Source organism: Spirosoma lituiforme (assembly GCF_054776635.1).
Genome location: NZ_BAAHBO010000007.1, coordinates 349,541 through 372,501, shown reverse-complemented (window position 1 = coordinate 372,501; position 22,961 = coordinate 349,541). Strand labels below are relative to the sequence as shown.

Genomic DNA, 22,961 nt, shown 5'->3' with positions numbered 1-22,961 from the left:
ATTTTTAAGGCATCAATAACTCAACTTCACCATCTATTGGCCGTTTCAATCCATATGTAACACCATCCCAGGAAAGCAAATCAACTTCCCGGCACATCACTTTCTCCAAGTAATAAACCATATTAATGAAATTTCGGAATGTCTTCTTGCCTTCCTGAAATTCTACCACAAAATCAATATCACTTCTTTCGGTTTGTTCGCCCCGAACAAAAGACCCAAACAGACCCAGTCTGGCAGCACCAAATAATTTTAAGGCCGATTGGTGCGATTGAATACGCTCGAAGGCTTGCTGTTTATTTTGAACGGCTGTTATCATAGCTTCTGTTCGGTCAATCTATACCAAAAACTGAAATAAATCCGGTTGGTCGTTAAGGTATTCAAATACGATGTTCTGTTCCTGCATGCGCTGGATGAGCGGCTCGAAATCTTCCCGATGCTTCAGTTCGATACCCACGACGGCGGGACCCATCTCCCGATTGGTTTTCTTCGCGTATTCGAAACGGCTGATGTCATCGTTGGGGCCCAGTACGTTCAGAAAGTCGCGGAAAGCGCCGGCCCGCTGCGGAAACCGAATAATGAAATAATGTTTCAGCCCTTCGTACAAAAGCGAACGTTCCTTTATTTCTTCCGTCCGGGTAATGTCGTTATTGCCCCCACCAACCAGACACACAACGTTCTTGCCTTTGATCTCATCTTTCAGAAAGTCCAGTGCAGCAATGGACAACGCACCCGCCGGTTCAGCCACAATGGCTTCTTCATTGTAGAGTTGTAGAATGGTCGTGCAAACCTTGCCTTCCGGAATGAGCAGGACCCGGTCGAGGTTTTTCCGGCAGATCTCGAACGTGGTGTCTCCAACGCGCTTCACGGCGGCTCCATCCACAAATTTGTCGATGTGATCAAGCGTAACGACGTGTCCTTCGTCAATCGCCACTTTCATGGATGGGGAGCCGGCGGGTTCTACGCCGATAAGCTTGGTTTTGGGGCTCAACTGTTTAAAAACGGTCGAAACGCCCGAGGCTAAACCACCCCCGCCAATAGCCATGATCAGGTAGTCGATCCTGAAGTTAGAATCTTTGAAGATTTCCAGCCCTACGGTTCCCTGGCCTTCCATCACCTGCACATCGTCGAACGGGTGGATGAAGACGCTGTCATGGGTATTGACAAACTCCATGGCGGCATGGTAAGCATCGTCGTACGTATCGCCTACCAGAACGACTTCCACGAACTCTTTCCCAAACAGTTTTACCTGCTTTACCTTTTGGTTGGGCGTGGTCGTTGGCATAAAAATGGTACCATGAACGGCCATTTTCCGGCAGGCATACGCCAGACCCTGCGCGTGGTTACCGGCACTGGCGCACACAACGCCATTGGCCAGTGTGTCTTTGGGCAGGCTGGCCATCTTGTTGTAAGCGCCCCGAATCTTGTAAGATCGGACAACCTGTAAATCTTCCCGTTTGAGGAAAATGGTGGCTCCGTAGCGGTCTGATAAATTAATGTTCTCCTGAAGGGGGGTATGCACCGCCACACCACGAAGTCGTTCGGCGGCTAAATAGATATTGTCAAGATCAGGAAAGGTCAATTTCTTGTCGTCTACTACAGGGCTCATAACGTAAAGTTAAACAAACTAAGAGATAGGAGCGCGATTGCTGGCATGCGCTTAACGCGAATTGAGCGGATTAGAACAGGTTTTGTCTGTTTAATCCGCTCAATTTAGTCAGTCAGCCGTGAGCTGATGTGAAACCTAGCTCCGTTCTGGCCGTAGTGACCGAACGGCTTTACCAGCCTGCCACATTTCTGAATCGCGCAGTTCGGCCAGTTCTACTTCCAGCTTCTCGCGGTAGTCGGGCTGCGAGTTGCGGGTGATGCTGATTTCGGCCTGCTCCTGCGATTTTACGGAGTTGTATAGTTGCTCAAATACGGGTTTAGTTGCATCGTGGAAAGGCTTCCACCAGTCGAGAGCACCCCGTTGTGCGGTTGTCGAACAGTTCGCGTACATCCAGTCCATCCCGTTTTCGGCAACGAGTGGCATCAGCGACTGGGTCAGTTCTTCAACGGTTTCGTTGAACGCTTCTGACGGGCTATGACCATTGGCCCGTAGTACTTCATATTGGGCAGCAAAAATGCCTTGAATAGCCCCCATCAGCGTACCCCGTTCGCCGGTAAGGTCAGACGTTACTTCCTTGTAGAAATCGGTTTCGAACAGGTAGCCCGAGCCTACACCAATACCCATAGCAATGGCTTTGGTACGTGCCTGGCCCGATGCGTCCTGATAAATGGCGAAGCTGGAGTTCAGCCCTTTGCCTTCTACGAACAACCGGCGCAGCGATGTGCCCGACCCTTTCGGCGCTACCAGGAACACGTCAACATCGGTAGGGGGAACAATACCGGTTTTCTCTTTATACGTTACGCCGAATCCGTGCGAGAAATACAGTGATTTACCGGGCTTGAGGGCGGCTTTCACCGTTGGCCAGAGTTCGATCTGAGCAGCATCGGAAAGCAGGAAGCAAATAATCGTACCTTTCTCCAGCGCTTCTTCGATTTCGAACAACGTTTCACCCGGTACCCAGCCGTCGGCAACGGCCTTGTCGTATGTTTTGCCTTTGCGCTGGCCAACAATAACGTTAAAGCCATTGTCGCGCATATTCAACGACTGACCGGGGCCTTGTACGCCATAGCCGATTACCGCAATGGTTTCGGTAGACAGCACCTCACGGGCTTTCTCCAGCGGAAATTCTTCCCGCGTTACAACTTGTTCCTCAACTCCTCCGAAATTAATCGTTGCCATGTTTAATTGGTTTTGTACTCGTACTGTGTAATTGTGATTGGTTATAAATAATACGCCCATTCGTACTCGGGCAGGTACTCAACCAGACCCTTTTCCGTTTTTCCGACAGCTACCCGACCGGAGCGGACGAACTCCAGGATTTCGTACTTCTTTAGGTAGGCGAAAAACTCGAAAATATCAGTGTCGTTGCCTGTTTTTTCAATAACAACGTAGTCCAGACCCCAGTAAACGACCCAGGCTTTGTACTCTTTGTTAATGGTTTCAACATCCAGCGACTTACTGCCCAGTGGCGTCGAAATCTTGAACAGCGCAATTTCATTGTAAACGATCTCATCGTTGAGGTAGCCGAATACAGCCATTACTTCAACGATCTTGCGAATCTGACGAACAAGTTTTTCGACATCTTCCCGTGATTCATGTTTGATCACGATCGTAAACCGAGATACGCCCTTTCGCTCCGTTTCTGAAACGGTCAGGCTCTCAATGTTGATGCGTCGACGGGTGAAAATAATGGTGATGCGGTTGAGCAGCCCAATGGTATTTTCCGTGAATATGCAGATCGTGTAGGTAGTCATTTTATTTCAGTCTAATCTGCGAAACACTGGCTCCCGCGGGAACCATCGGGAATACGTTTTCTTCTTTCTCCACGATTACTTCGAGCAGAAATGGTCCGTCATGCGCTAGCAGTGTATCAAGGGCATCGGAAAGACTGGCCCGTTCGTCGCAGGTTTGTCCATCCATGCCAAAGCCGCGGGCTATGGTAATGAAATCAGGATTTTGCAGCTCAACGAACGAATAACGCCGTTGGTGAAAAAGCTGCTGCCACTGGCGTACCATTCCCAGGAAATTGTTGTTGAGGATGATCGCTTTAACCGGCTGCTTGTTCTGCACGATGGTGCCAAGTTCCTGGAGGGTCATCTGAAAACAGCCATCGCCAATGATGGCGACTACCTGCCGGTCGGGCGCGCCCACCTGTGCCCCAAAAGCGGCTGGCAACGCAAACCCCATGGTCCCCATGCCGCCCGATGTTACCAGGCTGTTTGGCCGCCGAAACTGATAATAACGGGAGGCCATCATCTGGTGCTGGCCAACATCCGTCACCAGAATAGCTTCGCCCTTCGTCTTTTTCGACAGCATGTCAATTACTTCGGCCATTCTGATTTTACCATCAACGCTGGTCAGCTCAGGTACTGTAATCGTTTCATTTTCGATGGCATCGTATTTCCGGAACTCATTCCGCCAGACGGTGTGATCGTTCGCTTTAACAAGCGGCAGCAGTGCTTTTAACGCTTCTTTGGCATCTCCCACAACGGGCGCATCGGCTCGAATGATCTTGTCAATCTCCGAAGGATCAATTTCGATGTGAACGACTTTGGCCTGTTTGATGTATTTGCTGGCGTCGCCCGTTACCCGGTCATCAAAGCGCATACCGATGGCAATAATCACGTCGGCCTGGTCGGTCATTACATTCGGGCCATAATTACCGTGCATGCCCAGCCAGCCCACGTAAAGCGGGTGATTGGTTGGAATAGTCGACTGCCCCAGCAGGGTTGTTGCCACAGGGATGCCAGCCTTCTCCGCCAGTTCGAGCAGTTCTGCTTCTGCTTTGGCGATCTGCACACCATGCCCGACAAATATGTATGGACGTTTGGCTGAATTGATCAGGACAGCCGCAGCGTCAATTTGTTCCTGTTTCGGAATGCGCCGTGGTCGGTAACTGACCAGACTCTGGCAGCGTTCGTACACGTAAGGTTTCGTCATTAATTCCAGCTGTGCACTTTTGGTGATGTCGATCAGGACCGGACCTGGCCGACCAGACTGGGCAATGTAGAACGCTTTAGACAGTATTTCAGGGACCTCATCGGCATCCGTGATCTGGTAATTCCATTTGGTGATTGGCATGGTAACCCCCATGATGTCAGCTTCCTGGAACGCGTCTGTACCCAGCAATTTTTTGCCGACCTGGCCAACAACGCAGACCAGCGGAGTCGAATCGATCAGGGCATCGGCGATGGCCGTTACCAAATTCGTTGCCCCCGGCCCGGACGTAACAAGACAAACACCCGCCCGTCCGGTTACGCGGGCGTAGCCCTGTGCCGCATGGCCAGCGCCCTGTTCGTGACGAACCAGTATGTGGTTTATTTGGTCCTGGTAATCGTAAAGGGCGTCATACACGGGCATGATGGCCCCCCCCGGATAACCAAAAATAGTGTCTACACCTTCCGCTAACAGGGCTTTCATCAGGGCATGCGAGCCGTTGATGTATGTAGGAGTTGGCCCATCCGTAGCCGTTATATCCCCAGTGGATACTGCCCCAGTGGATACGGCTACTGCGTGAGCGATTTCCGGTTTACTACTGGCGATTGCTTCCATGATGTATGATCAGTTTTAAAGTCGTATTCAGTTTGTTGTTGTACTGTTTTTCGTATCATTGATACGAAACGTATTTTATTTAATCCCTTTTATATCCTGAATATCCTATTTCGAAAACCAGTCTTTGGCCAGATCACTCAACTCAGGATTTTCCTGCCTTATCAAATTCAATTTCCAGTCCCGGTGCCAGTTTTTCAACTGCTTCTCGCGTTGAATCGCTGCTTCAATATCTGGCAATCGCCCGGCTAAAAGCGAGTCATGTAGGTTGTACTTACTGGTAAATTCAGAACCTACACCGGCTTTGTGTTCTAAGACACGACGTTCAATGTTGCTGGTTACACCAATGTAAAATGTGGTACGGTTGACATTGCTCATAATGTACACATAACCGCCTTTTGTCATATACTTGCTAACAATGAAGGTTTTATGATGCCTTACAGTCAATTTGGTGGTATTCGAGGTTTCCCCGTCATGCCGAAACAAGTTCGGCATGACGGGGAAGTTGTGCCCTCAACTCGTACTTATCTATTTTGAGTTATAAAAATGGACAAGTACACGCTACTGATTCTCTAAGCTACGCTTCGTCCGTTACGCAGCCTTCACTCGCTGATTTTACGTTGCGGATGTATTTGCCCAGCGTACCTTTCGTGAACAGGGGCGCGGGTTTTTTCCACTCACTTCTCCGTTGCGCCATCTCTTCGTCCGAAATATGAAGCGTCAGTTCGCGGTTGACGGCGTCGATCGTGATCCGGTCGCCATTGCGGACAAGGGCAATCGGTCCGCCTTCAAAGGCTTCTGGTGTAACGTGGCCCACCACGAAGCCGTGCGTACCACCCGAAAAACGGCCGTCGGTAATTAACGCAACTTTATCGCCAAGTCCTGCGCCCATAATGGCTGAGGTCGGTTTCAGCATTTCGCTCATGCCCGGCCCACCTTTGGGGCCAGCGTTGCGAATAACCACTACCTGACCCGGTAGAATTTCGCCTTTCTGGAGCGCATTGATCACTTCGCTCTCGTGCTCACACACCTTGGCCGTACCATCGAACTGCAGGCCCTCTTTGCCCGTGATCTTTGCCACCGACCCTGTTGGGGCCAGGTTACCACGGATGATTTGAATGTGGCCGGTCGACTTGATCGGATTGCTCAATGGCCGTACAATATGCTGGGTCTCAAAGTTCAGGTCGGATATTTCCTCCAGGTTTTCCGCAACGGTTTTTCCTGTTACCGTCAGGCAATCGCCATGCAGCATACCGTTCTGGTACAGGTATTTCATCACGGCCGGTACGCCCCCAATTTCGAGCATATCTTCCATGTAATACTTACCGCTTGGCTTCAGATCGGCCAGGAAGGGAACCCGGTCACTAATGGCCTGAATTTCGTCGAGTGTCAGGTCAATGCCAGCCGCCCGGGCGATGGCCAGAAAGTGCAATACGGCATTGGTAGATCCTCCCAGGGCCATAACTACGGTCAACGCGTTTTCGAGCGACTTGCGCGTAATGATGTCGGCGGGGGTGATGTTGCGTTCGAGCAACAGGCGCATAGCTGCCCCAATCTTCTTGCACTCTTCCTGCTTGCCTTCATGGGTTGCCGGATAGCTGCTGCTAAAGGGTAAACTCAGGCCCATCGCTTCAATGCTGCTGGCCATCGTGTTAGCCGTATACATACCGCCACAGGCACCCGCACCCGGAATGGAATTTTTGATTACACCTTCGTAATCTTCATCCGAGATGTTATTGGCGTATTTCTTGCCGAGTGCTTCGAAAGCCGAAACGATATCTAATTTTTGTCCTTTGTAATGGCCCGACCGAATAGTACCTCCGTATACCATAATACCCGGCCGATCAAGGCGGGCCATGGCCATAACGGCACCCGGCATATTTTTATCACATCCCACTACCGTTACAACACCATCGTACCATTGAGCCGCTACGACTGATTCAATCGAATCGGCAATCAGATCCCGACTGGGCAGTGAATAGCGCATGCCATCGTTGCCGTTGGTCATGCCATCTGATACACCGATTGTATTAAAAATTAACCCGACAAGCCCGCTAGCCTGAATTCCCTGTTTTACGTAAACCGACAAGCCATTCAGGTGCATGTTGCAGGTATTCCCTTCGTATCCTGTGCTGGCAATCCCAATTTGCGGCTTCTGCATGTCGTCCTCGCTCAGACCAACTCCGTAGAGCATAGCTTTGGCGGCTGGATTACTGATTTCCTGGGTTAGAGTACGGCTAAAGCGGTTGAGTTCGGTTGTAGGCTGCTCGGTAATCATATTTAACATTTAGCGAAATTTCGCTGATAGTGTAATAACGCCGTAAATAAAGCCGATGTTTCTGGAAAAGGCAAGAAAAAGCGCATTATTTGTTTGCTAAAATCAAGCTGTATTATTTTTGATGCATGACAACTGAAACAACTTCCCATTACGACAATCTGGAGCAAATGTCGGTTCATGACTTGCTGATTAATATCAATAAAGAAGATCAGTCTGTGCCTCTGGCCGTTGAACGGGCCATTCCACAGATTGAAGCGCTGGTAACGCAGATTGTTGACCGGATGCGTAAAGGTGGACGGCTTATTTACATCGGTGCCGGTACAAGCGGCAGGCTGGGCGTAGTGGATGCATCAGAATGTCCGCCAACGTACGGCGTTCCGCATGATTTGGTCATTGGGCTAATGGCCGGTGGCGATGGAGCTATTCGAAAAGCGGTTGAGTATGCGGAAGACGATGCAGAGCAGGCCTGGAAAGATATTGCACCGTATCAGCCCGATGAACATGATACCGTCATTGGCATTGCTGCATCGGGTCGCACGCCATACGTAATCGGTGGACTGAATGAAGCTCGGAAAGCGGGTTTATTGACAGGTTGCCTTGTTTGTAATGCCGGGTCAGCGGTAGCGCAGGCGGCTGAGTTTCCGGTAGAAGTCGTGACAGGTCCGGAGTTTGTGACGGGTAGCACACGAATGAAAGCTGGAACTGCTCAGAAACTTGCCCTAAATATGATTTCTACCTCGGTCATGATTCAACTGGGGCGCGTGAAGGGTAACAAAATGGTTGATATGATGCTGACCAATATCAAGTTGCAGGATCGGGCTGCCAAGATGGTCATGGGCGAAATCGGTGTTGATCGGGAACAGGCTGAAGCGTTACTCGCTAAGTTCGGGAATGTGCGGGGGGCAATTGATGGCTTTGCCAAGACTGAAAAATAAGTAAGGGATGACTTCTGAGGCCAAAATCAGAATTTCATCCTTATGCTTCTTCGGCAGAGCGCCTTGGGTTGAGCGGAACACCCGTCCGACTGGTTCGTTCTCTTGTCTGTCTCAAGGTTGTCAACAGGTTACTTATCTCGCCCAGGCAGCGAATCAATGAAAAGCAACCTACTGCGGGTGTCGCTTTGGCCATTAGCAAGGGTTGGGTGTAGTGGTCGAGTGCCAGGTGCCAGCCAGCCTGTTGTGCATCCGGGAAGTGCTGGAAGGTGTAATCATGTATCCGCTTGAACCACTTCAGGCAATCGGGGTGGCGGGTATGCTCGTATCCCTTTAGCAGCGCAGCCAGCGCTTCCAGTTGCACCCAGGCCCATTTCTGCTGCCAGTCAGGAAAAATAAATGCCTGTTGTTTGACATCAACGTATTGATTCAGCCCCGCGTTGGTTTCGTCCCATGCCTGTTCGCACAAGCGTAGACACCAGGAGACAACTTGCATGGCTAATCGGCGATTAGCCGTAATGGCCGATCCCGTTTTGCTCGATGTACTTGTGGCATAAAAGTCGAGCAGATAGCAGGCTGTCTGAAAGGAAAGCCCCGTGTTCAGTCGTCTGCCTTCGGGCGTATTGACGAAGGCCCCTTCGGGTAAAATAAACTCGCGCAGGGTGTCGGTTCGCTTATCCATAAAGCCATGCAGAATATCCTGCACAACCAGGTCAATAGTTTGCTTCCAGCTATCTTCGGCGAGTAACGGCTGCATGACCAAAACCATTTTCAGTACAGCTGTCGTCTCACTCAGTTGTCGTACTTGCCGGAGGCCACCAAGCGTATTCGTTTGTTCGGTATGCAGGCTGGCACGGTGTTCCAGTAATCCCGAGTAGGTTTGTTTCGCCAGCATGGCCCATTCATCCTGCCGGGTGGCGCGGTGCATTTGTGCATACGCCATGGTTGCAAAACTGGCCGGAACAAGATCGATGGATTGCAAAACCGGCCGACCGCGCCGGTCAAGCTGCGCATAGCAGGCCAGCGAATCGTCGTGGGCAAACTGACTGAGAAAGTTGGCTCCATGACTGGCATGGTCGAGCCAGGCCGGCTGGCCATCGAGAGAGGTGTAGAGCCAGGCGAAAGACCAGGTCTGCTGAGCCTGCAACGCCACAAATTTGTCGCCTTCAATGGGCTCGCCCGTTGCTGCCAGCAGATCAACATAACCACCACAGCGTTCATCCCGACTGGTTTTTAACCAGAAGGGCACAACCTGCCTAAGTAAGGCCTGCTGGTAGATGGTGGATAGGTTCTGAAAATCAAGCACAAAACGATGTATGACAGGAAATATAGGATGTATGATATACGATGTATGTGGTAGTGCACCCGGCTATATCATACATCCTATACCATACATACCCTTAATATACTTTCTCTACTTCTCGCTGTTCTTTGTCTTCGGGTAATACGAACTTCATCGGTTTACCTACCTGGCCCGGTAGTAGGGCTATATCGAGTACCTGATCAACGGTGTCGGCATAGTGGAAAACCAGATCCTTGATGTAGGATTGATTGATTTCTTCAATGTCCTTGCGGTTCTTCGAACAGAGAATCAGTTCTTTAATGCCAGCCCGGTTGGCCGCCAGAATTTTTTCTTTTATACCGCCTACGGGCAATACCTTACCCCGAAGCGTCACCTCGCCCGTCATCGCCAGGTAAGGCTTCACTTTACGCTGGGTATAAATAGACGTCATTGACGTAAGCATCGTAATCCCGGCCGACGGGCCATCTTTTGGAACGGCACCAGCTGGAATGTGAATGTGTAAATCGTAATGACTGAATATACGGTAGTCGATACCCAGATCGTCGGCATGGGCTTTCAGGTAGGAAAGTGCCGTCACTGCCGACTCCTTCATGACATCGCCCAGTTGGCCTGATAAGGTAAGAACACCTTTGCCCCGGCTCAAACTCGACTCGATCAATAGAATTTCGCCACCCACCTGGGTCCAGGCCAGTCCCGTAACGATACCCGCGATATCGTCGTCGGCGTAGAGTTCCTTATCGAAGATTTCGGCGCCCAGCATTTTAGGAATATCACCTACCTTAATGGTGTGATTATATTCCTCTTCCATAGCAATAGATTTGGCAACTTTACGAATGAGAGCACCAATTTTCTGTTCCAGATTCCGAACACCCGATTCGCGGGTATAGCCTTCGATAATGCGCAAAACGGCCTTGTCGTCGAACGCCAGATCTTTGGGCTTCAGGCCATGATCCCGGCGCTGCTTCGGAATGAGGTACTTCTTGGCGATTTGAACTTTCTCTTCTACGGTGTAGCCCGCAATATCAATAATCTCCATCCGGTCGCGCAGGGCGGGATGAATGGTATCGAGTGAATTAGCGGTAGCGATAAACAGCACCCGCGACAGATCGAACTCCGTTTCGAGGTAATTGTCCATAAACGTTGAGTTCTGCTCAGGGTCAAGTACTTCGAGCAGGGCCGACGAGGGATCGCCCCGGAAATCGGAACTTACTTTGTCAATTTCATCCAGAATAAATACGGGGTTAGCCGTGCCGCACTTGCGGATGTTCTGAATAACTTTGCCGGGCATAGCGCCGATATATGTTTTCCGATGACCACGTATTTCGGCCTCGTCGTGAACGCCACCCAGGGCCATGCGGCTGTATTTACGGCCCAGTGCCTTCGCTACTGATTTTCCCAGCGAGGTTTTTCCCACGCCCGGAGGTCCGTACAGACATAGAATAGGGGCTTTCATATCGTTTTTCAGCTTCAGAACGGCGAGGTACTCAATGATCCGCTCCTTCACCTTTTCCAAACCGAAATGGTCCGTATCCAGAATTTTCTGCGCCCGTTTCAGGTCAAAATTGTCCTTTGTGTATTCACTCCAGGGCAAGTCCACCATCAGCTCAACGTAATTCATGGTTACCGGGTATTCCGGAGCCATTGGATTGATACGCTGTAACTTCGTCAGTTCCTTGTCGAAATGCGCCCGAACGTCAGCTGGCCACTTTTTACGATCAGCTTTTATTCGCAGCTCGTCAATATCGCGGTCCGGATTCTCTATACCCAGCTCATCCTGTAATACCTTCATCTGCTGACGCAGGTAATAATCGCGCTGCTGCTGGTCAAGATCCGATGAGGCTTTGGACTGAATTTCGCGTTTCAGTTCGAGGAGCTGTACCTCGCGAAGCATGAATTCCAGCAATAGGCTGGCCTGCTGATTACCTTCGAGCATTTCCAGAAGGCGTTGCTTATCCGCTACTTCGGCATTAACGTTCGACGACAGGAAATGCAGCAGAAACGTTGGGCTCTCAATATTATCGAGTGCGATGCGGGCCTCTTGCGGAATTTCCGGATTGAGCCGCAACATTTTATAGGCAGCGTCTTTCAGGGATTGGAGCAGCGCTTTGCCTTCTTTCTTATTGGCGTTTGTAAAGGAGTCATCAATCTGCCGTACCTGAGCCGTCATAAACGGTTCTTCCTGCGTAAACTGCTGAATTTCAAAACGTTTCTTGCCCTGAATAATAATGGTGATATTGCCATCGGGCAGGGTAATCATCTTTATGATGTACGCTACGGTACCAAATCGATACAGATCATCCGCGGTGGGTTCATCTTTCTGCTGATTCAGTTGCGCTACTACACCTATGATCCGGTTTCCTTTATATGCCTTTTTAACTAAACGTATCGACTTTGACCGCCCCACTGTAACGGGAATCACCATACCCGGAAACAACACAGTATTTCGAACAGGCAGAATCGGTAAATTGGCGGGTAATTCGTAATCATCATCTAACCCTTCTGGCGACCCAAGCGGGACAATTTCTAAGTTGTCCGAATCGAAATCAGTCATCAACAGGCGGGTAGCTAAATCTTGGTCTGAATGCATAAGTACACTGCCGGTTTGGCAGCATTGAATATTTGGTGCCTGAAATATGGGAAAGGCAAGGGATACGAGGTGTTCGCAAGGTCCGTGCCAATCATTACATTGTGACGAATTGGCGGTCTTGTCGTTACAACTACAAAATTAAGTAATTAGGCTACTTTGTAGCCTATAAATTTATTATTCGACCGAAATGTCCTGAATGGGCTGATTCTTCCGGAAGACGAAGGTTTTTTTATGGCCCTGGTACTGAACGTTAACCATATTTACCTGATCATCAAACATTTCCATCAATACATTTTGTTTCAATAAGCCACCTTTAAATGGCTCGGCGAAGGGCATTTCCAAATAAATCCAGTGAGCGTCAGTCTCTACTTCGTAACCCACGTATTTAATCGGCTTTATTTGCTTCTGCGAGTTTACATATGAAAAATGTGACTGCACATATTTTTCGATCAACGGGTCATTTTTCACGCTTCCGCTCAGATTTACCCGGCTTTTCGACGCTTCCGCGAGTGTTTTTTCAAAATCGTCGGTAAAAATTCGGATGCTGATTTCGAAAGCCCGCTCCTTTGCGTTGTACTGCATCTGCGTTACGCTGGCATGGAAATCGTGCGCCGGCCGACTGGCCATCAGGCTCATGAGCAGAAGACCAGCGAGTATTTTTTTTAGCACAGTGAACAATGGATTGTACCATAACGGGCACAACGCTACTCAACCAAGGTTGAGTAGCGTTGTGCCCGTTATAATTGGTTGGTTAGAAAACGGCCTTGAAAACGTCATTGAAGATAGCAAAAGCCATTAAGCCAAGCAGAATGACCATGCCAACTTTTTGAGCCCCCTCCAGAAAACGATCGGATGGTTTCCGGCCCGAAATAATTTCATAACTCAGAATCGTGGCGTGGCCACCATCAAGAGCGGGAATAGGCAGGGCGTTCATAAACGCAAGCGCCATCGACAACACGCCGGTAACGGTCCAGAACCGATCCCAGAGCCACACACCACCAAAGAGATTCTGGGCAATACCGATCGGGCCACTCAGGGCCTTCGATGCTGAGACTTCGCCCCGGAAAATTTTGCCAAACCCTTTGATGTTATCGTACACTACCTGAAAGGCCTTTTTGCTGCCAACGCCTATCGCTTCGCCAAACGTATATTCCTGCTTCGTTAGGGGGAGCAAAAACTCCGGATAAAACCCGATGGTGCCATCGGCCGTGGTTGTGACCGTGATCGTTGTTGGCTGACCATTGCGGTTGATGCCGAGGGTCAGCGGTTTACTTTTGAGCGGTTTCACGATGTCCGTAAATTCGTGGTAAAACCGGATTGGCGTGCCATTGACACTCGTGATAACGTCGCCTGCTTTCAGGCCCGCTTTAGTTGCTGGTTGACCCGGTACCAGTTCCGCTACTTTGAACGGCTCGATGGGTTCGATAAACTGACCTGCGGCTTTCTTGTCCGCCAGTTTGTCAACAAAGTTGTTGGGGATGAAGATGTCTTCCAGCTTACCATTTCGCTCGATCGTATACGAACTGTTGTTGCCCAGAAATACGTCCGAACTGCGGATTTCATTGAAATCGGAGATCGTCTTCCCATTGACTTTCACAATTTTATCGCCCGTTTGCAAGCCAATGCTTTTGGCCAGATCGTAGGCGACAATACCGTATTTCGCGTCTTTTGCCGCCAGATACGTATTGCCGTTTTTGTAGGCAATAATCACAAAAATCAGTATACCGACAATCACGTTGACGATAATACCGCCGAGCATAACGATCAGTCGCTGCCAGGCTGGCTTGGCGCGGAATTCGTACGGTTTGGGTTCGGTATCCGTATGCGCAGTGTCGAGCGATTCGTCGATCATGCCCGAAATTTTCACAAAACCGCCCAGTGGAATCGCGCCGATACCGTATTCCGTTTCACCCCGTTTCACGCTCCATATTTTGGGTGGGAAACCAATAAAATATTGCTCCACGCGCATGCCGAATGCTTTGGCGGCCAGTAAATGACCTAGTTCGTGTAAGCCAACCAGTATGGACAAGCCAAGAATGAGCTGGCCTGCCATTATTAAAATCTCCAGATACTTAGGTTCCATGTAGTTAAACCGCTAAGGCGGGCCGTTGTGATAATGCTAACTTGTGGGTTGTAAAACTACGCTTTTTTAGCGTCGGCTTTTGAGGGCGCGAAATAGTAGGATGCCGAGCACAATACCTACGATAAACCAAATCCAGTAAGTCACGTGAATGAAAACGTTGAGCGTGGTTGATACAATATAAACAGTTAAACCAATGTTTTAATTCGCTCGGTAGCCAGCCGCCGGGTTTCTTCGTCCGTATTAACGTAGTCATCGTAGGTTGGCTGCTGAACAAAGGTCGTGCTGGCCAGACAGGATTCAATGACCTCCGAAATTTCCAGGAAACTGATCTGGTCGTGCAGAAAGGCATCAACCGCTACTTCGTTGGCTGCATTGATCATGCAGGGCGCGTTGCCGCCCCGGTTCAGGGCATCGAAGGCCAGTTGTAGATTACGAAACGTTTTCAGATCGGGCTGCTCGAACGTCAGGGATGGGTAATCCATAAAGTTGAACCGAGGAAAGTCGGACTTCAGCCGGTTCGGGTAACCCAGCGCGAACTGAATGGGCAAGCGCATATCGGGCAGACCCATCTGCGCTTTAAGGCTACCGTCTTCAAATTGCACCAGCGAATGAATAATGCTCTGCGGATGAACGATGACGTCAATCTGCTCGGCGGTTAGTCCAAATAACCATTTGGCTTCAATAACTTCCAGCCCCTTGTTCATCAGCGTGGCCGAGTCGATGGTAATTTTTGCGCCCATCGTCCAGTTGGGATGCTTGAGCGCCTGCGCCTTCGTCACCGTCGCTAAAAAGTCTGTTGTCTTTCCCCGAAACGGCCCACCCGAAGCGGTCAGAATGATTTTCTCGATGGGGTTATGAAATTCACCCACCAGGCACTGAAAAATAGCCGAGTGTTCAGAATCGACCGGGTAGATATTAATGCCTTTCTGGGCGGCCAGGCGAGTAATGAGTTCGCCCGCTACGACCAGCGTTTCTTTGTTAGCCAGCGCAATGGCTTTCCCTGCTTCAATCGCTTTGATGGTCGGCAGCAACCCGGCGTAGCCTACCATGGCGGTCAGCACCATGTCTACGGTATCCATCTGCACGACCGATGCGATGGCTTGGGACCCTGCGTAAACTTTAATACCTAGTGGATCGAGGGCCGTGAACACCTGATTGTAACGATCCTCGTTGCAGATAACCACCACATTGGGTTTCAAGTCGACAGCCTGCTGAATAAGCAGATCGGCATTATTATTGGTTGTCAGTACCTCCACCTGAAATTGGTCGGGGTGCGATTTGATCACCTCAACAGCTTGTGTTCCAATAGAACCCGTTGAGCCGAGGATGGCGATATGGCGTTTTTTCTGTTCAGTCATTTAGTTTTTCGCGGAGGTATTGAACGTGCCGATAGTAAGGAGACAATAGGGCTATGCTCAATGCTTCCTTAGAATAATCTACCTTATCAAACATATTGATAATGACACTTTTTAATAGTGGCAACTCCTGTCTGATTATATCAAAAACCGGTTGCCGATTGAGTTCCCGATATTCATGTGCTAAAAAATTACGTGTAGCTGAAATCGATGACCAGGGGATTTTTGAGTATTCTGCTTTCAACTCTTTGGAAAGCTTCTTTGCCTCTTCTCCAATAACTAATAAAAGAGCACACGATGCATTATAATTCATTTGATCGTTAGCTTCCGTGAATTCATCAACTTGTTCAAAAGGATAAGTATATATGGTTATTTTTTCAATGCATTCGAGAATAGTGATGAGATAAATAAAATTACGGTGGCTATACATAGATGAGGTCCTTTTTCATGTAATATCCAATTATCGGATTCATATACTTCCCTTCAACCAAATCTAGTTTTCGGTGCAGTTTACGTCTCAATACTCGGTACAGTCGTTCACGCTCTCTCCACGGTAAGGTAAATTCAAATTGTAATTCATATACCAGATCAATATCGCTCTTCTCTGTCTGTTCATTCCGGGCGAAGCTGCCATACAGGCCAATGCGCTCAATGCCGAACTCGTTTCGCAGGCGGTCGCGATTGACCCGGAGCGTCTCCAGAATGTATGCCTGATCAACAGATATTGCTTCCATCGTTTACACTGTTTGTCCCATTTCCGATAATCCGTCCGCAATTTTCCGGTCGTTTGCCAGGCGGGGTACTTTGTTCTGGCCACCCAGCTTGCCCTGCGATTTCATGTACCGCTGAAAGGCACCACGGGGCAGACTGGTCAGTTTTAAGGGTTGCAGAATCGAACCAGTGATCAGGTCGTCGTAGTAAACGTTGAGCTTGATCAGGTGGTTATCTACGTCGCGGGCGAAGGCATGTGCATCGTGCGGGGGCGTGGCAAATTCCACCAGCCACTCATGATAAGGCAATCCCTCCTGCGGACTAACCATGGGTGCAACGGTGAACTCAACCACTTCGGTTTCCGGGTGTTTCTGCATGGCAAACTGCAACGCCTTCTCCACTTCTTCGCCAATTACATGCTCGCCGAAAGCCGAAATAAAGTGCTTAATGCGCCCGGTTACCAAAAGCCGATACGGCTCCCGCGACACAAATTTGACCGTATCGCCGAGAGAGTACCCCCACAAGCCCGCGTTGTTATTGATGATGACCGCATAATTTTTTCCCAACTCCACCTCATCGATGGTCAGCCGACGCGGATTTTCGGTGAAGTACTCGTCGGCCGCAATGAATTCAAAAAAGATACCACTGTCTACCAGGAGCAACAACCCTTCTTCGGTCTGGCTGTCCTGAAACGCAATGAATCCTTCCGACGCCGGATAGGTCTCGATGGAGTCGACCCGTTTGCCGATGCTATCGAAGAGTTTGGCGCGGTAGGGCTCGAAGTTGACACCCCCATAGACAAACACCGAAAAATCGGGGAAAACATCTTTGATCAATTTACCAGTTCGTTCCTGAATCCGGTCGAAATACATCTGCACCCAGGGTGGAATACCCGAAATCAGTGACATCGGCTGGGCCAGGGTTTCGTCGATGATGCGTTCCAGTTTGGTTTCCCAATCGTCAATGACATTGGTTTCGTAGCTGGGCAGCTGGTTGGTGCGCAGATAAGCCGGAACATGGTGGTTGGCAATGCCCGACAGCCGCCCGATGTTGATACCCGCTTTCTGGGTCAACTCGGGACTACCCGATAAAAAGATTAACTTCTTGTCGAGAAAAGCCCCGTTCCCCGTTTCGTTAATGTAATTCAGCAGCGCGTCGCGGGCCGAGTTGATATGATTTGGAATCGAATCCTGGGTAATGGGAATGTACTTGGTGCCGGATGTTGTGCCGGATGTTTTGGCGAAATAAAGAGGCTTTCCTTTCCAGAGTACGTCGGTCCCACCGCTCAAAATCTGCTCGATGTAGGGCTTTAGTTCCTCATAATCGCGGACGGGCACCGCTTGCCGAAATTCCGCAACGGTTCGCACATCCTTCAGATGGTGATCCCGGCCAAAAACGGTATGACGGCCTACTTCCACCAGACGCTGAAACCAGCGTTGCTGAGCGTCAGCCGGCTGATACATCCAGGCTTGTTGCCGCTCTACGATAAATTTGGCTAATGGCTTACTGACGACCGAACGAATTCCCATAATGACACAAAGGTAAGGCTTAATCACAAGGATGGATGACCAACGAAAAATGATCGATTCCCGAGTTTAGCGGTTATTCCCGGCATGAATCATAATTCATTATTCATCATTCTGATTAATAATCTATATTTTTGCACACTTTTCAATAAAACAGTAGTTGTAATAAGGCGTTCTGCGTCAACCTATAATGGGACTTTTCAATTTTTTAACCAGCGATATTGCTATTGACCTGGGCACGGCCAATACCCTGATCATTCACAAAGATCGGATTGTGGTAGATGAGCCTTCGATCATCGCCATGGACAAAGTCAGTGGCAAGGTACTGGCCATTGGTCACAAGGCCATGCAGATGCACGAAAAGACCAACGAAAACATCAAGACAATTCGCCCGCTGAAAGACGGTGTTATTGCCGACTTTACGGCTGCCGAACTGATGATTCGGGGCATGATAAAAATGATTGATACCGGTAGCAAACTGTTTTCACCTTCGCACCGGATGGTTATTTGCATTCCATCGGGGATTACCGAAGTAGAAAAAAGGGCCGTAAAGGATTCAGCTGAGCATGCCGGTGCGAAAGAAGTATACATGGTGCACGAGCCAATTGCCGCAGCTATTGGCATTGGTATCGATATTACCCAGCCGAACGGGACGATGATCGTCGACATTGGCGGGGGAACAACCGAGATTGCCGTGATTGCCTTGTCGGGCATTGTCTGTGAACAGTCTATTCGCATTGCGGGCGATGTATTTACCCGCGATATTGTGGATTACATGCGCCGGGAGCACAACCTGCTCATCGGCGAACGGTCGGCGGAACAGATCAAGATGGAGGTGGGCTCGGCGTTGCCTGAGCTTGATAACCCGCCGGCTGATTATGAAATTCGGGGCCGCGATTTGATGACTGGTATTCCTAAAGAAATAAAAGTTACCTACAGCGAAATCGCTTACGCCCTCGATAAATCCATCTCGAAAATCGAAGAGGCTACCATGAAAGCGCTCGAAATTTCGCCACCGGAATTGTCGGCCGATATTTACACCAACGGTATCCACCTGACGGGTGGCGGAGCCCTGCTGCACGGCCTCGACAAGCGGCTGGGTGCCAAAACCAAATTGCCGATTCACGTGGCCGACGATCCACTTAAAGCGGTGGTGAAAGGCACGGGTGAAGTCATCAAAAATCTGGAAATGTACCGGTCCGTACTGATCAGTTAATGTAATGCCGGGCCTATGGCCCGGCTGTATAGAATCAGCCATACAGCCGGGCCATAGGCCCGGCATTCCTGTATATGGGAGAGTTAGTCGATTTTTTTGTTCGAAGCCGGAACTTCATTCTGTTTATCTTGCTGGAAGTACTTTGTTTTTACTTCATCATCAATACCAGCAACTATTGGAGTGTTACGTACTTCAACACCTCGAACCAGTATGCGGCTAAAGTATTGGCGTTGTCGAATGCCGCGAATGAATACGCCCGGCTTCGTCAGGTCAATGCCGATCTGGCGCTGGAAAATCAACGCCTGAATGCGCAATTGACAAAATCGCTCCAGAGTAAGCCAGCCGCTCCGGCAGAATATCAGGCCGACTCTGCCTTTGCCGACCGATTCAAATTCGTGGTAGCGAAGGTGGTTAACAACACCACGCAATTTGCCAATAACTACATCACAATTGATAAAGGGACCGACGATGGCATTCGACCAGGTATGGGCGTTATTTCACCAACGGGTATTGTCGGTAAAGTGAAAATTTGCAACCGACGCTTTTCGGTTATTACCTCGATTCTGCATTCCGAATACCTGGTTTCTTCTCAATTGGTCAAAGCAAGGGAAATTGGAACCGCTACGTGGAATGGCATAGATCCACATTTAATAAAACTGAATGATATTTCGCTGACGAAACCCGTTAGTAAAGGAGACTCTGTTGTGACTTCGGACCGTAACTCTACGTTTCCGCCTGGTATTCTGGTTGGTCGTGTTCGAACCATTGGCGTGCAGCCCAACCAGGTATTTCATGACCTTACCCTCGATCTGGCGACAAATTTCAGTAGCTTATCCTTCGTGTACGTGGTAGAAAACCGGTTACAGAATGAACAGGATCAACTAGAGAAGCAGGTTGAAACAGAAAAATAAGTTGTATGTTGGTTTCATCGGTCATGTGTACGTGGCTTCTGATGATGGGCAACGATCGACAACCGACTATTAAAAATGACTTTTCGCGAAATTGTATCCTCTGTATTTCTTTTCCTGCTGTATCTCATTCTGCAAATTCTACTGGTGCGGAATCTTGTGCTGTTTGATTACGCTTTCTGCTTTATCTACATTGCCTGCATTCTGCTTCTGCCCAACGAAACCAGTCTTACCTGGCTGTTACTTATTGCCTTTGTAACGGGTATTGTAGTAGACACATTTTATGATACGCTGGGGATGCATGCAGCCGCCAGTGTATTGATGGCCTATTGCAGACCCTTGATTATACGGGCACAGATTGATGTACCAGGTCTTGAAACCAGAATTGAATTTTCGCTAAAGCAACTTGGGGTATGGCCGTTTTTTCGCTACGTATTGATTTTGGCGCTTATTCATCACAGTGCATTGTTCTTTATCGAAGCGAGTAGCTTGTCATTGCTTATTCCGACCCTTATTCGGGTAGCTGCCAGCACACTGTTTACCACAGTAAGTATCGTTCTGATTCAGTTCTTCACAAGAAATTAGTCTTTCATTCGCCTACCATAACATGGCCGAAACGCTCATACTTCCTCAAACACAAGACCGTCAGGCCATTTACGATAGTCTGGTGCCACAAATTGCTGCCCTTGTCGAGGGTGAGCCGGATTTGATCGCCAATCTGGCCAATATTGCTGCTGCGCTTAAAGAAGCCTTTGGGTTCTTTTGGGTTGGTTTTTACCTCAAAAAAGATGATCAGCTCGTTCTTGGGCCATTCCAGGGGCCAATTGCCTGCACCCGAATAGCGTTCAACAAAGGCGTTTGCGGGGCAGCCTACACACGTCAGGAAACGATTCTGGTCCCGGATGTCGAGCAATTTCCGGGACATATTGCCTGTAGTTCGGCCTCGAAGTCGGAGGTTGTCGTTCCCATTTTTGATCGGTCGGGCAACGTGACGATGGTGCTTGATGTTGACAGTGATCTGTTGAACGACTTCAGCGAAATTGACGCCAGGGAACTGGAAAAGATTGCTGGGCTGATCATGACGTTTTAATGGGTAAACCGCGTTTTCATGGGTAGCCTGCAGCCGTTAAGATGCCGTTAAAGTTCAGCCTGTTCTTAAACCATTGGTAAACTCCGCCGTCTTACGATCGGACTTAACAACGAAGAACCATGTTTAAGAAAATCGCTTTGAGTGGCTTGCTGCTCTCCCTGTTTTCATTTCCTTTACTAGCACAGCAGGCCACTACCCCCGATGCTCCCGCCAATACACGTCGGATGAGTAAAAACGGGGCCATGCAGCCGCACCAGAAGGGCGATCCGGCCACCCGCGCTCAGAAAATGACTGACCGTATGACGAAGCAGCTGGGTCTCGATCCCGCTACGTCGCAAAAAGTATATGCTATTACGTTGGCCCGCGCTCAGAAAATCGATGCTATTCAGGCTGGCTCCGACGATAACCGGGCCAAAGCGCAGGCGCTGAAAGACAACGCGGATGATTTTAAGACCAAACTGAAGGGCATTCTGACACCTGACCAGTTCACTAAGTTTGAGTCTATGAAGGGTAAAGGCAATAGGCGCCATGGCCGGGGCGGTCCCGACACCAGTGACCAGACGGACGATCAGAAATAAGTCAGCTCCAGTCGTAGTTTTTGAGAGGCCAGCTATAGCGCATTCGCAAATGCGCTATAGCTGGCCTCTTTATGCGTCAGGGGGCGCGCCTTACTTACCTGATTTACAGTAAAGTTTATATACGTTCTCCTTTTCGTTTAAAACTGGTCAATTGTTCCATGGCACCGTCCGTATCCCGTCGACTATTCATTAAACAAACTGCGCTCATAGGAGCCTCTAGCATGATAGTTCCAACACAGATGTCAGCTAAATCGGGCATGCTCAATACTGAGCCAGCCGTAATTGGCCACAATGGTTTCCGGTATCGGGTTGTGCCGGGCTGGGGTGTTTTAGACGCGGGTAAGAATCCCGTTAATGACTGCCACGAGATGGTACAGGACGCCAGGGGACGTATTATTCTTCTGACCAATGAAACGAAAAACAACATCCTTGTTTACGACAAATCGGGTAAATTACTCGAAACCTGGGGGCACAGTTATCCCGGCGGTCATGGATTGACATTAGGTGGTGAGGGCAACGATCAGTATCTGCTTATTTGCGATACCGACCGGCATCAGGTTATAAAAACCGATCTGAAAGGCCGCGAATTGATGAAACTGGAGTACCCGAAAGAAACTGGGAAATACGATTACCCATCCCAGTATAAACCCACCGAAACGGCAGTCAACCCAGCCAATGGGGATATTTATGTGGTGGATGGATACGGGCTGAATTACGTGACCCAGTATGACAAAGCAGGTAAACTGATTCGGTATTGGGGCGGTAAAGGCGAAAGTGATGACACATTCGATTGCTGCCACGGTATTGTTGTTGACCGTCGTGTAGCGGCCAAGCCAACCTTACTTATTACGGACCGTCGGCATAATGCACTAAAACGGTTTACGCTCGATGGAAAATACGTGTCGACCATTGCCTTGCCGGGTTCGTACATCTGCCGCCCGGTTATTCATGGTGATAATATTTACGGGGCTGTGTTCCGGAGTACCTCCGATGCTTATCCTGATTCTGGCTACATTCAGATTCTGGATAAAAACGACCGAGTGATTTCGACGCCCGGCGGTTCGGCACCGATTTACCAAGACAACAAGCTGGCTGAGCAACGGAAAGACTTTACGAACTCGCCTTTTTTACATCCGCACGACGTACTAGTTGATGAAGATGATAGCATTTATGTGGCTCAGTGGGCGTCTAAAAAAACGTATCCTATTAAATTAGAGCGTGTTGCTTAATGTCGTCCCG

General features: G+C 49.3%; 22 protein-coding genes. 7 read left to right on the top strand and 15 right to left on the bottom strand.

What is annotated here, in order from left to right:
- Positions 1–4: 4 nt before the first annotated feature.
- The 7 genes from ACYU87_RS22355 to ilvD form a co-directional block, all read right to left on the bottom strand.
- The gene (locus tag ACYU87_RS22355) at positions 5–316 is read right to left on the bottom strand and encodes a nucleotidyltransferase family protein (protein WP_461136322.1); all 312 of its coding nucleotides are present in this window, start codon (positions 314–316) and stop codon (positions 5–7) included.
- Positions 317–334: 18 nt separating this feature from the next.
- On the bottom strand, positions 335–1,606 hold the full coding sequence (gene ilvA, locus ACYU87_RS22350) for a threonine ammonia-lyase (protein WP_461136321.1): 1,272 nt from the start codon (positions 1,604–1,606) through the stop codon (positions 335–337).
- Positions 1,607–1,741: 135 nt separating this feature from the next.
- Complete coding sequence (gene ilvC, locus ACYU87_RS22345) at positions 1,742–2,785, bottom strand: ketol-acid reductoisomerase (protein WP_461136320.1); 1,044 nt, start codon at positions 2,783–2,785, stop codon at positions 1,742–1,744.
- 41 nt (positions 2,786–2,826) lie between these two features.
- Entirely contained in the window at positions 2,827–3,360 is a 534-nt protein-coding gene (gene ilvN / locus ACYU87_RS22340) for an acetolactate synthase small subunit (RefSeq protein WP_461136319.1), read from the bottom strand.
- Position 3,361: 1 nt separating this feature from the next.
- On the bottom strand, positions 3,362–5,158 hold the full coding sequence (gene ilvB / locus ACYU87_RS22335; RefSeq protein WP_461136318.1) for a biosynthetic-type acetolactate synthase large subunit: 1,797 nt from the start codon (positions 5,156–5,158) through the stop codon (positions 3,362–3,364).
- A 105-nt stretch (positions 5,159–5,263) separates the two neighbouring features.
- On the bottom strand, positions 5,264–5,560 hold the full coding sequence (locus tag ACYU87_RS22330) for a GIY-YIG nuclease family protein (protein ID WP_461136317.1): 297 nt from the start codon (positions 5,558–5,560) through the stop codon (positions 5,264–5,266).
- A gap of 172 nt (positions 5,561–5,732) precedes the next feature.
- Positions 5,733–7,433: a dihydroxy-acid dehydratase gene (gene ilvD, locus ACYU87_RS22325; RefSeq protein ID WP_461136316.1), complete on the bottom strand. Its 1,701-nt coding sequence runs from the start codon at positions 7,431–7,433 to the stop codon at positions 5,733–5,735.
- Between the two features lie 125 nt (positions 7,434–7,558).
- Between ilvD and murQ the strand changes: the two genes are divergently transcribed.
- The gene (murQ, locus tag ACYU87_RS22320) at positions 7,559–8,368 is read left to right on the top strand and encodes an N-acetylmuramic acid 6-phosphate etherase (protein WP_461136315.1); all 810 of its coding nucleotides are present in this window, start codon (positions 7,559–7,561) and stop codon (positions 8,366–8,368) included.
- A gap of 40 nt (positions 8,369–8,408) precedes the next feature.
- Here the strand turns inward: murQ and ACYU87_RS22315 are convergent, their stop codons facing one another.
- The 8 genes from ACYU87_RS22315 to ACYU87_RS22280 form a co-directional block, all read right to left on the bottom strand.
- Positions 8,409–9,671 carry an AGE family epimerase/isomerase gene (locus ACYU87_RS22315; protein WP_461136314.1) on the bottom strand — a complete coding sequence of 421 codons (1,263 nt, stop codon included), beginning with the start codon at positions 9,669–9,671 and terminating at the stop codon, positions 8,409–8,411.
- Between the two features lie 94 nt (positions 9,672–9,765).
- Positions 9,766–12,255 carry an endopeptidase La gene (gene lon / locus ACYU87_RS22310; RefSeq protein WP_461136313.1) on the bottom strand — a complete coding sequence of 830 codons (2,490 nt, stop codon included), beginning with the start codon at positions 12,253–12,255 and terminating at the stop codon, positions 9,766–9,768.
- Positions 12,256–12,429: 174 nt separating this feature from the next.
- On the bottom strand, positions 12,430–12,924 hold the full coding sequence (locus tag ACYU87_RS22305) for a DUF6702 family protein (RefSeq protein ID WP_461136312.1): 495 nt from the start codon (positions 12,922–12,924) through the stop codon (positions 12,430–12,432).
- 82 nt (positions 12,925–13,006) lie between these two features.
- A complete protein-coding gene (gene rseP, locus ACYU87_RS22300; RefSeq protein ID WP_461136338.1) occupies positions 13,007–14,323 on the bottom strand; it encodes an RIP metalloprotease RseP in 1,317 nt (438 codons plus the stop codon).
- Positions 14,324–14,523: 200 nt separating this feature from the next.
- Positions 14,524–15,696: a 1-deoxy-D-xylulose-5-phosphate reductoisomerase gene (locus tag ACYU87_RS22295; RefSeq protein ID WP_461136311.1), complete on the bottom strand. Its 1,173-nt coding sequence runs from the start codon at positions 15,694–15,696 to the stop codon at positions 14,524–14,526.
- Positions 15,689–16,123, bottom strand: a complete 435-nt coding sequence (locus ACYU87_RS22290; RefSeq protein ID WP_461136310.1) for a HepT-like ribonuclease domain-containing protein — start codon at positions 16,121–16,123, stop codon at positions 15,689–15,691. The genes ACYU87_RS22295 and ACYU87_RS22290 overlap by 8 nt, the downstream gene beginning before the upstream one ends.
- Positions 16,116–16,427 carry a nucleotidyltransferase family protein gene (locus tag ACYU87_RS22285; RefSeq protein ID WP_461136309.1) on the bottom strand — a complete coding sequence of 104 codons (312 nt, stop codon included), beginning with the start codon at positions 16,425–16,427 and terminating at the stop codon, positions 16,116–16,118. Before ACYU87_RS22285 ends, ACYU87_RS22290 begins: the two co-directional genes overlap by 8 nt.
- 3 nt (positions 16,428–16,430) lie before the next feature.
- Entirely contained in the window at positions 16,431–17,933 is a 1,503-nt protein-coding gene (locus tag ACYU87_RS22280; protein WP_461136308.1) for a GH3 auxin-responsive promoter family protein, read from the bottom strand.
- Between the two features lie 187 nt (positions 17,934–18,120).
- On the opposite strand from ACYU87_RS22280, the gene ACYU87_RS22275 reads away from it, so the two are divergent.
- From ACYU87_RS22275 to ACYU87_RS22250, 6 genes are all read left to right on the top strand, one after another.
- The gene (locus ACYU87_RS22275; protein ID WP_018619308.1) at positions 18,121–19,146 is read left to right on the top strand and encodes a rod shape-determining protein; all 1,026 of its coding nucleotides are present in this window, start codon (positions 18,121–18,123) and stop codon (positions 19,144–19,146) included.
- A gap of 74 nt (positions 19,147–19,220) precedes the next feature.
- Positions 19,221–20,057 carry a rod shape-determining protein MreC gene (gene mreC, locus ACYU87_RS22270; RefSeq protein ID WP_461136307.1) on the top strand — a complete coding sequence of 279 codons (837 nt, stop codon included), beginning with the start codon at positions 19,221–19,223 and terminating at the stop codon, positions 20,055–20,057.
- 75 nt (positions 20,058–20,132) lie between these two features.
- The gene (locus tag ACYU87_RS22265; protein WP_461136306.1) at positions 20,133–20,639 is read left to right on the top strand and encodes a hypothetical protein; all 507 of its coding nucleotides are present in this window, start codon (positions 20,133–20,135) and stop codon (positions 20,637–20,639) included.
- 22 nt (positions 20,640–20,661) lie between these two features.
- On the top strand, positions 20,662–21,144 hold the full coding sequence (locus tag ACYU87_RS22260) for a GAF domain-containing protein (protein ID WP_461136305.1): 483 nt from the start codon (positions 20,662–20,664) through the stop codon (positions 21,142–21,144).
- Between the two features lie 119 nt (positions 21,145–21,263).
- The gene (locus ACYU87_RS22255; protein ID WP_461136304.1) at positions 21,264–21,722 is read left to right on the top strand and encodes a DUF4890 domain-containing protein; all 459 of its coding nucleotides are present in this window, start codon (positions 21,264–21,266) and stop codon (positions 21,720–21,722) included.
- A gap of 221 nt (positions 21,723–21,943) precedes the next feature.
- Positions 21,944–22,951: an NHL repeat-containing protein gene (locus tag ACYU87_RS22250; RefSeq protein ID WP_461136303.1), complete on the top strand. Its 1,008-nt coding sequence runs from the start codon at positions 21,944–21,946 to the stop codon at positions 22,949–22,951.
- Positions 22,952–22,961: the final 10 nt, after the last annotated feature.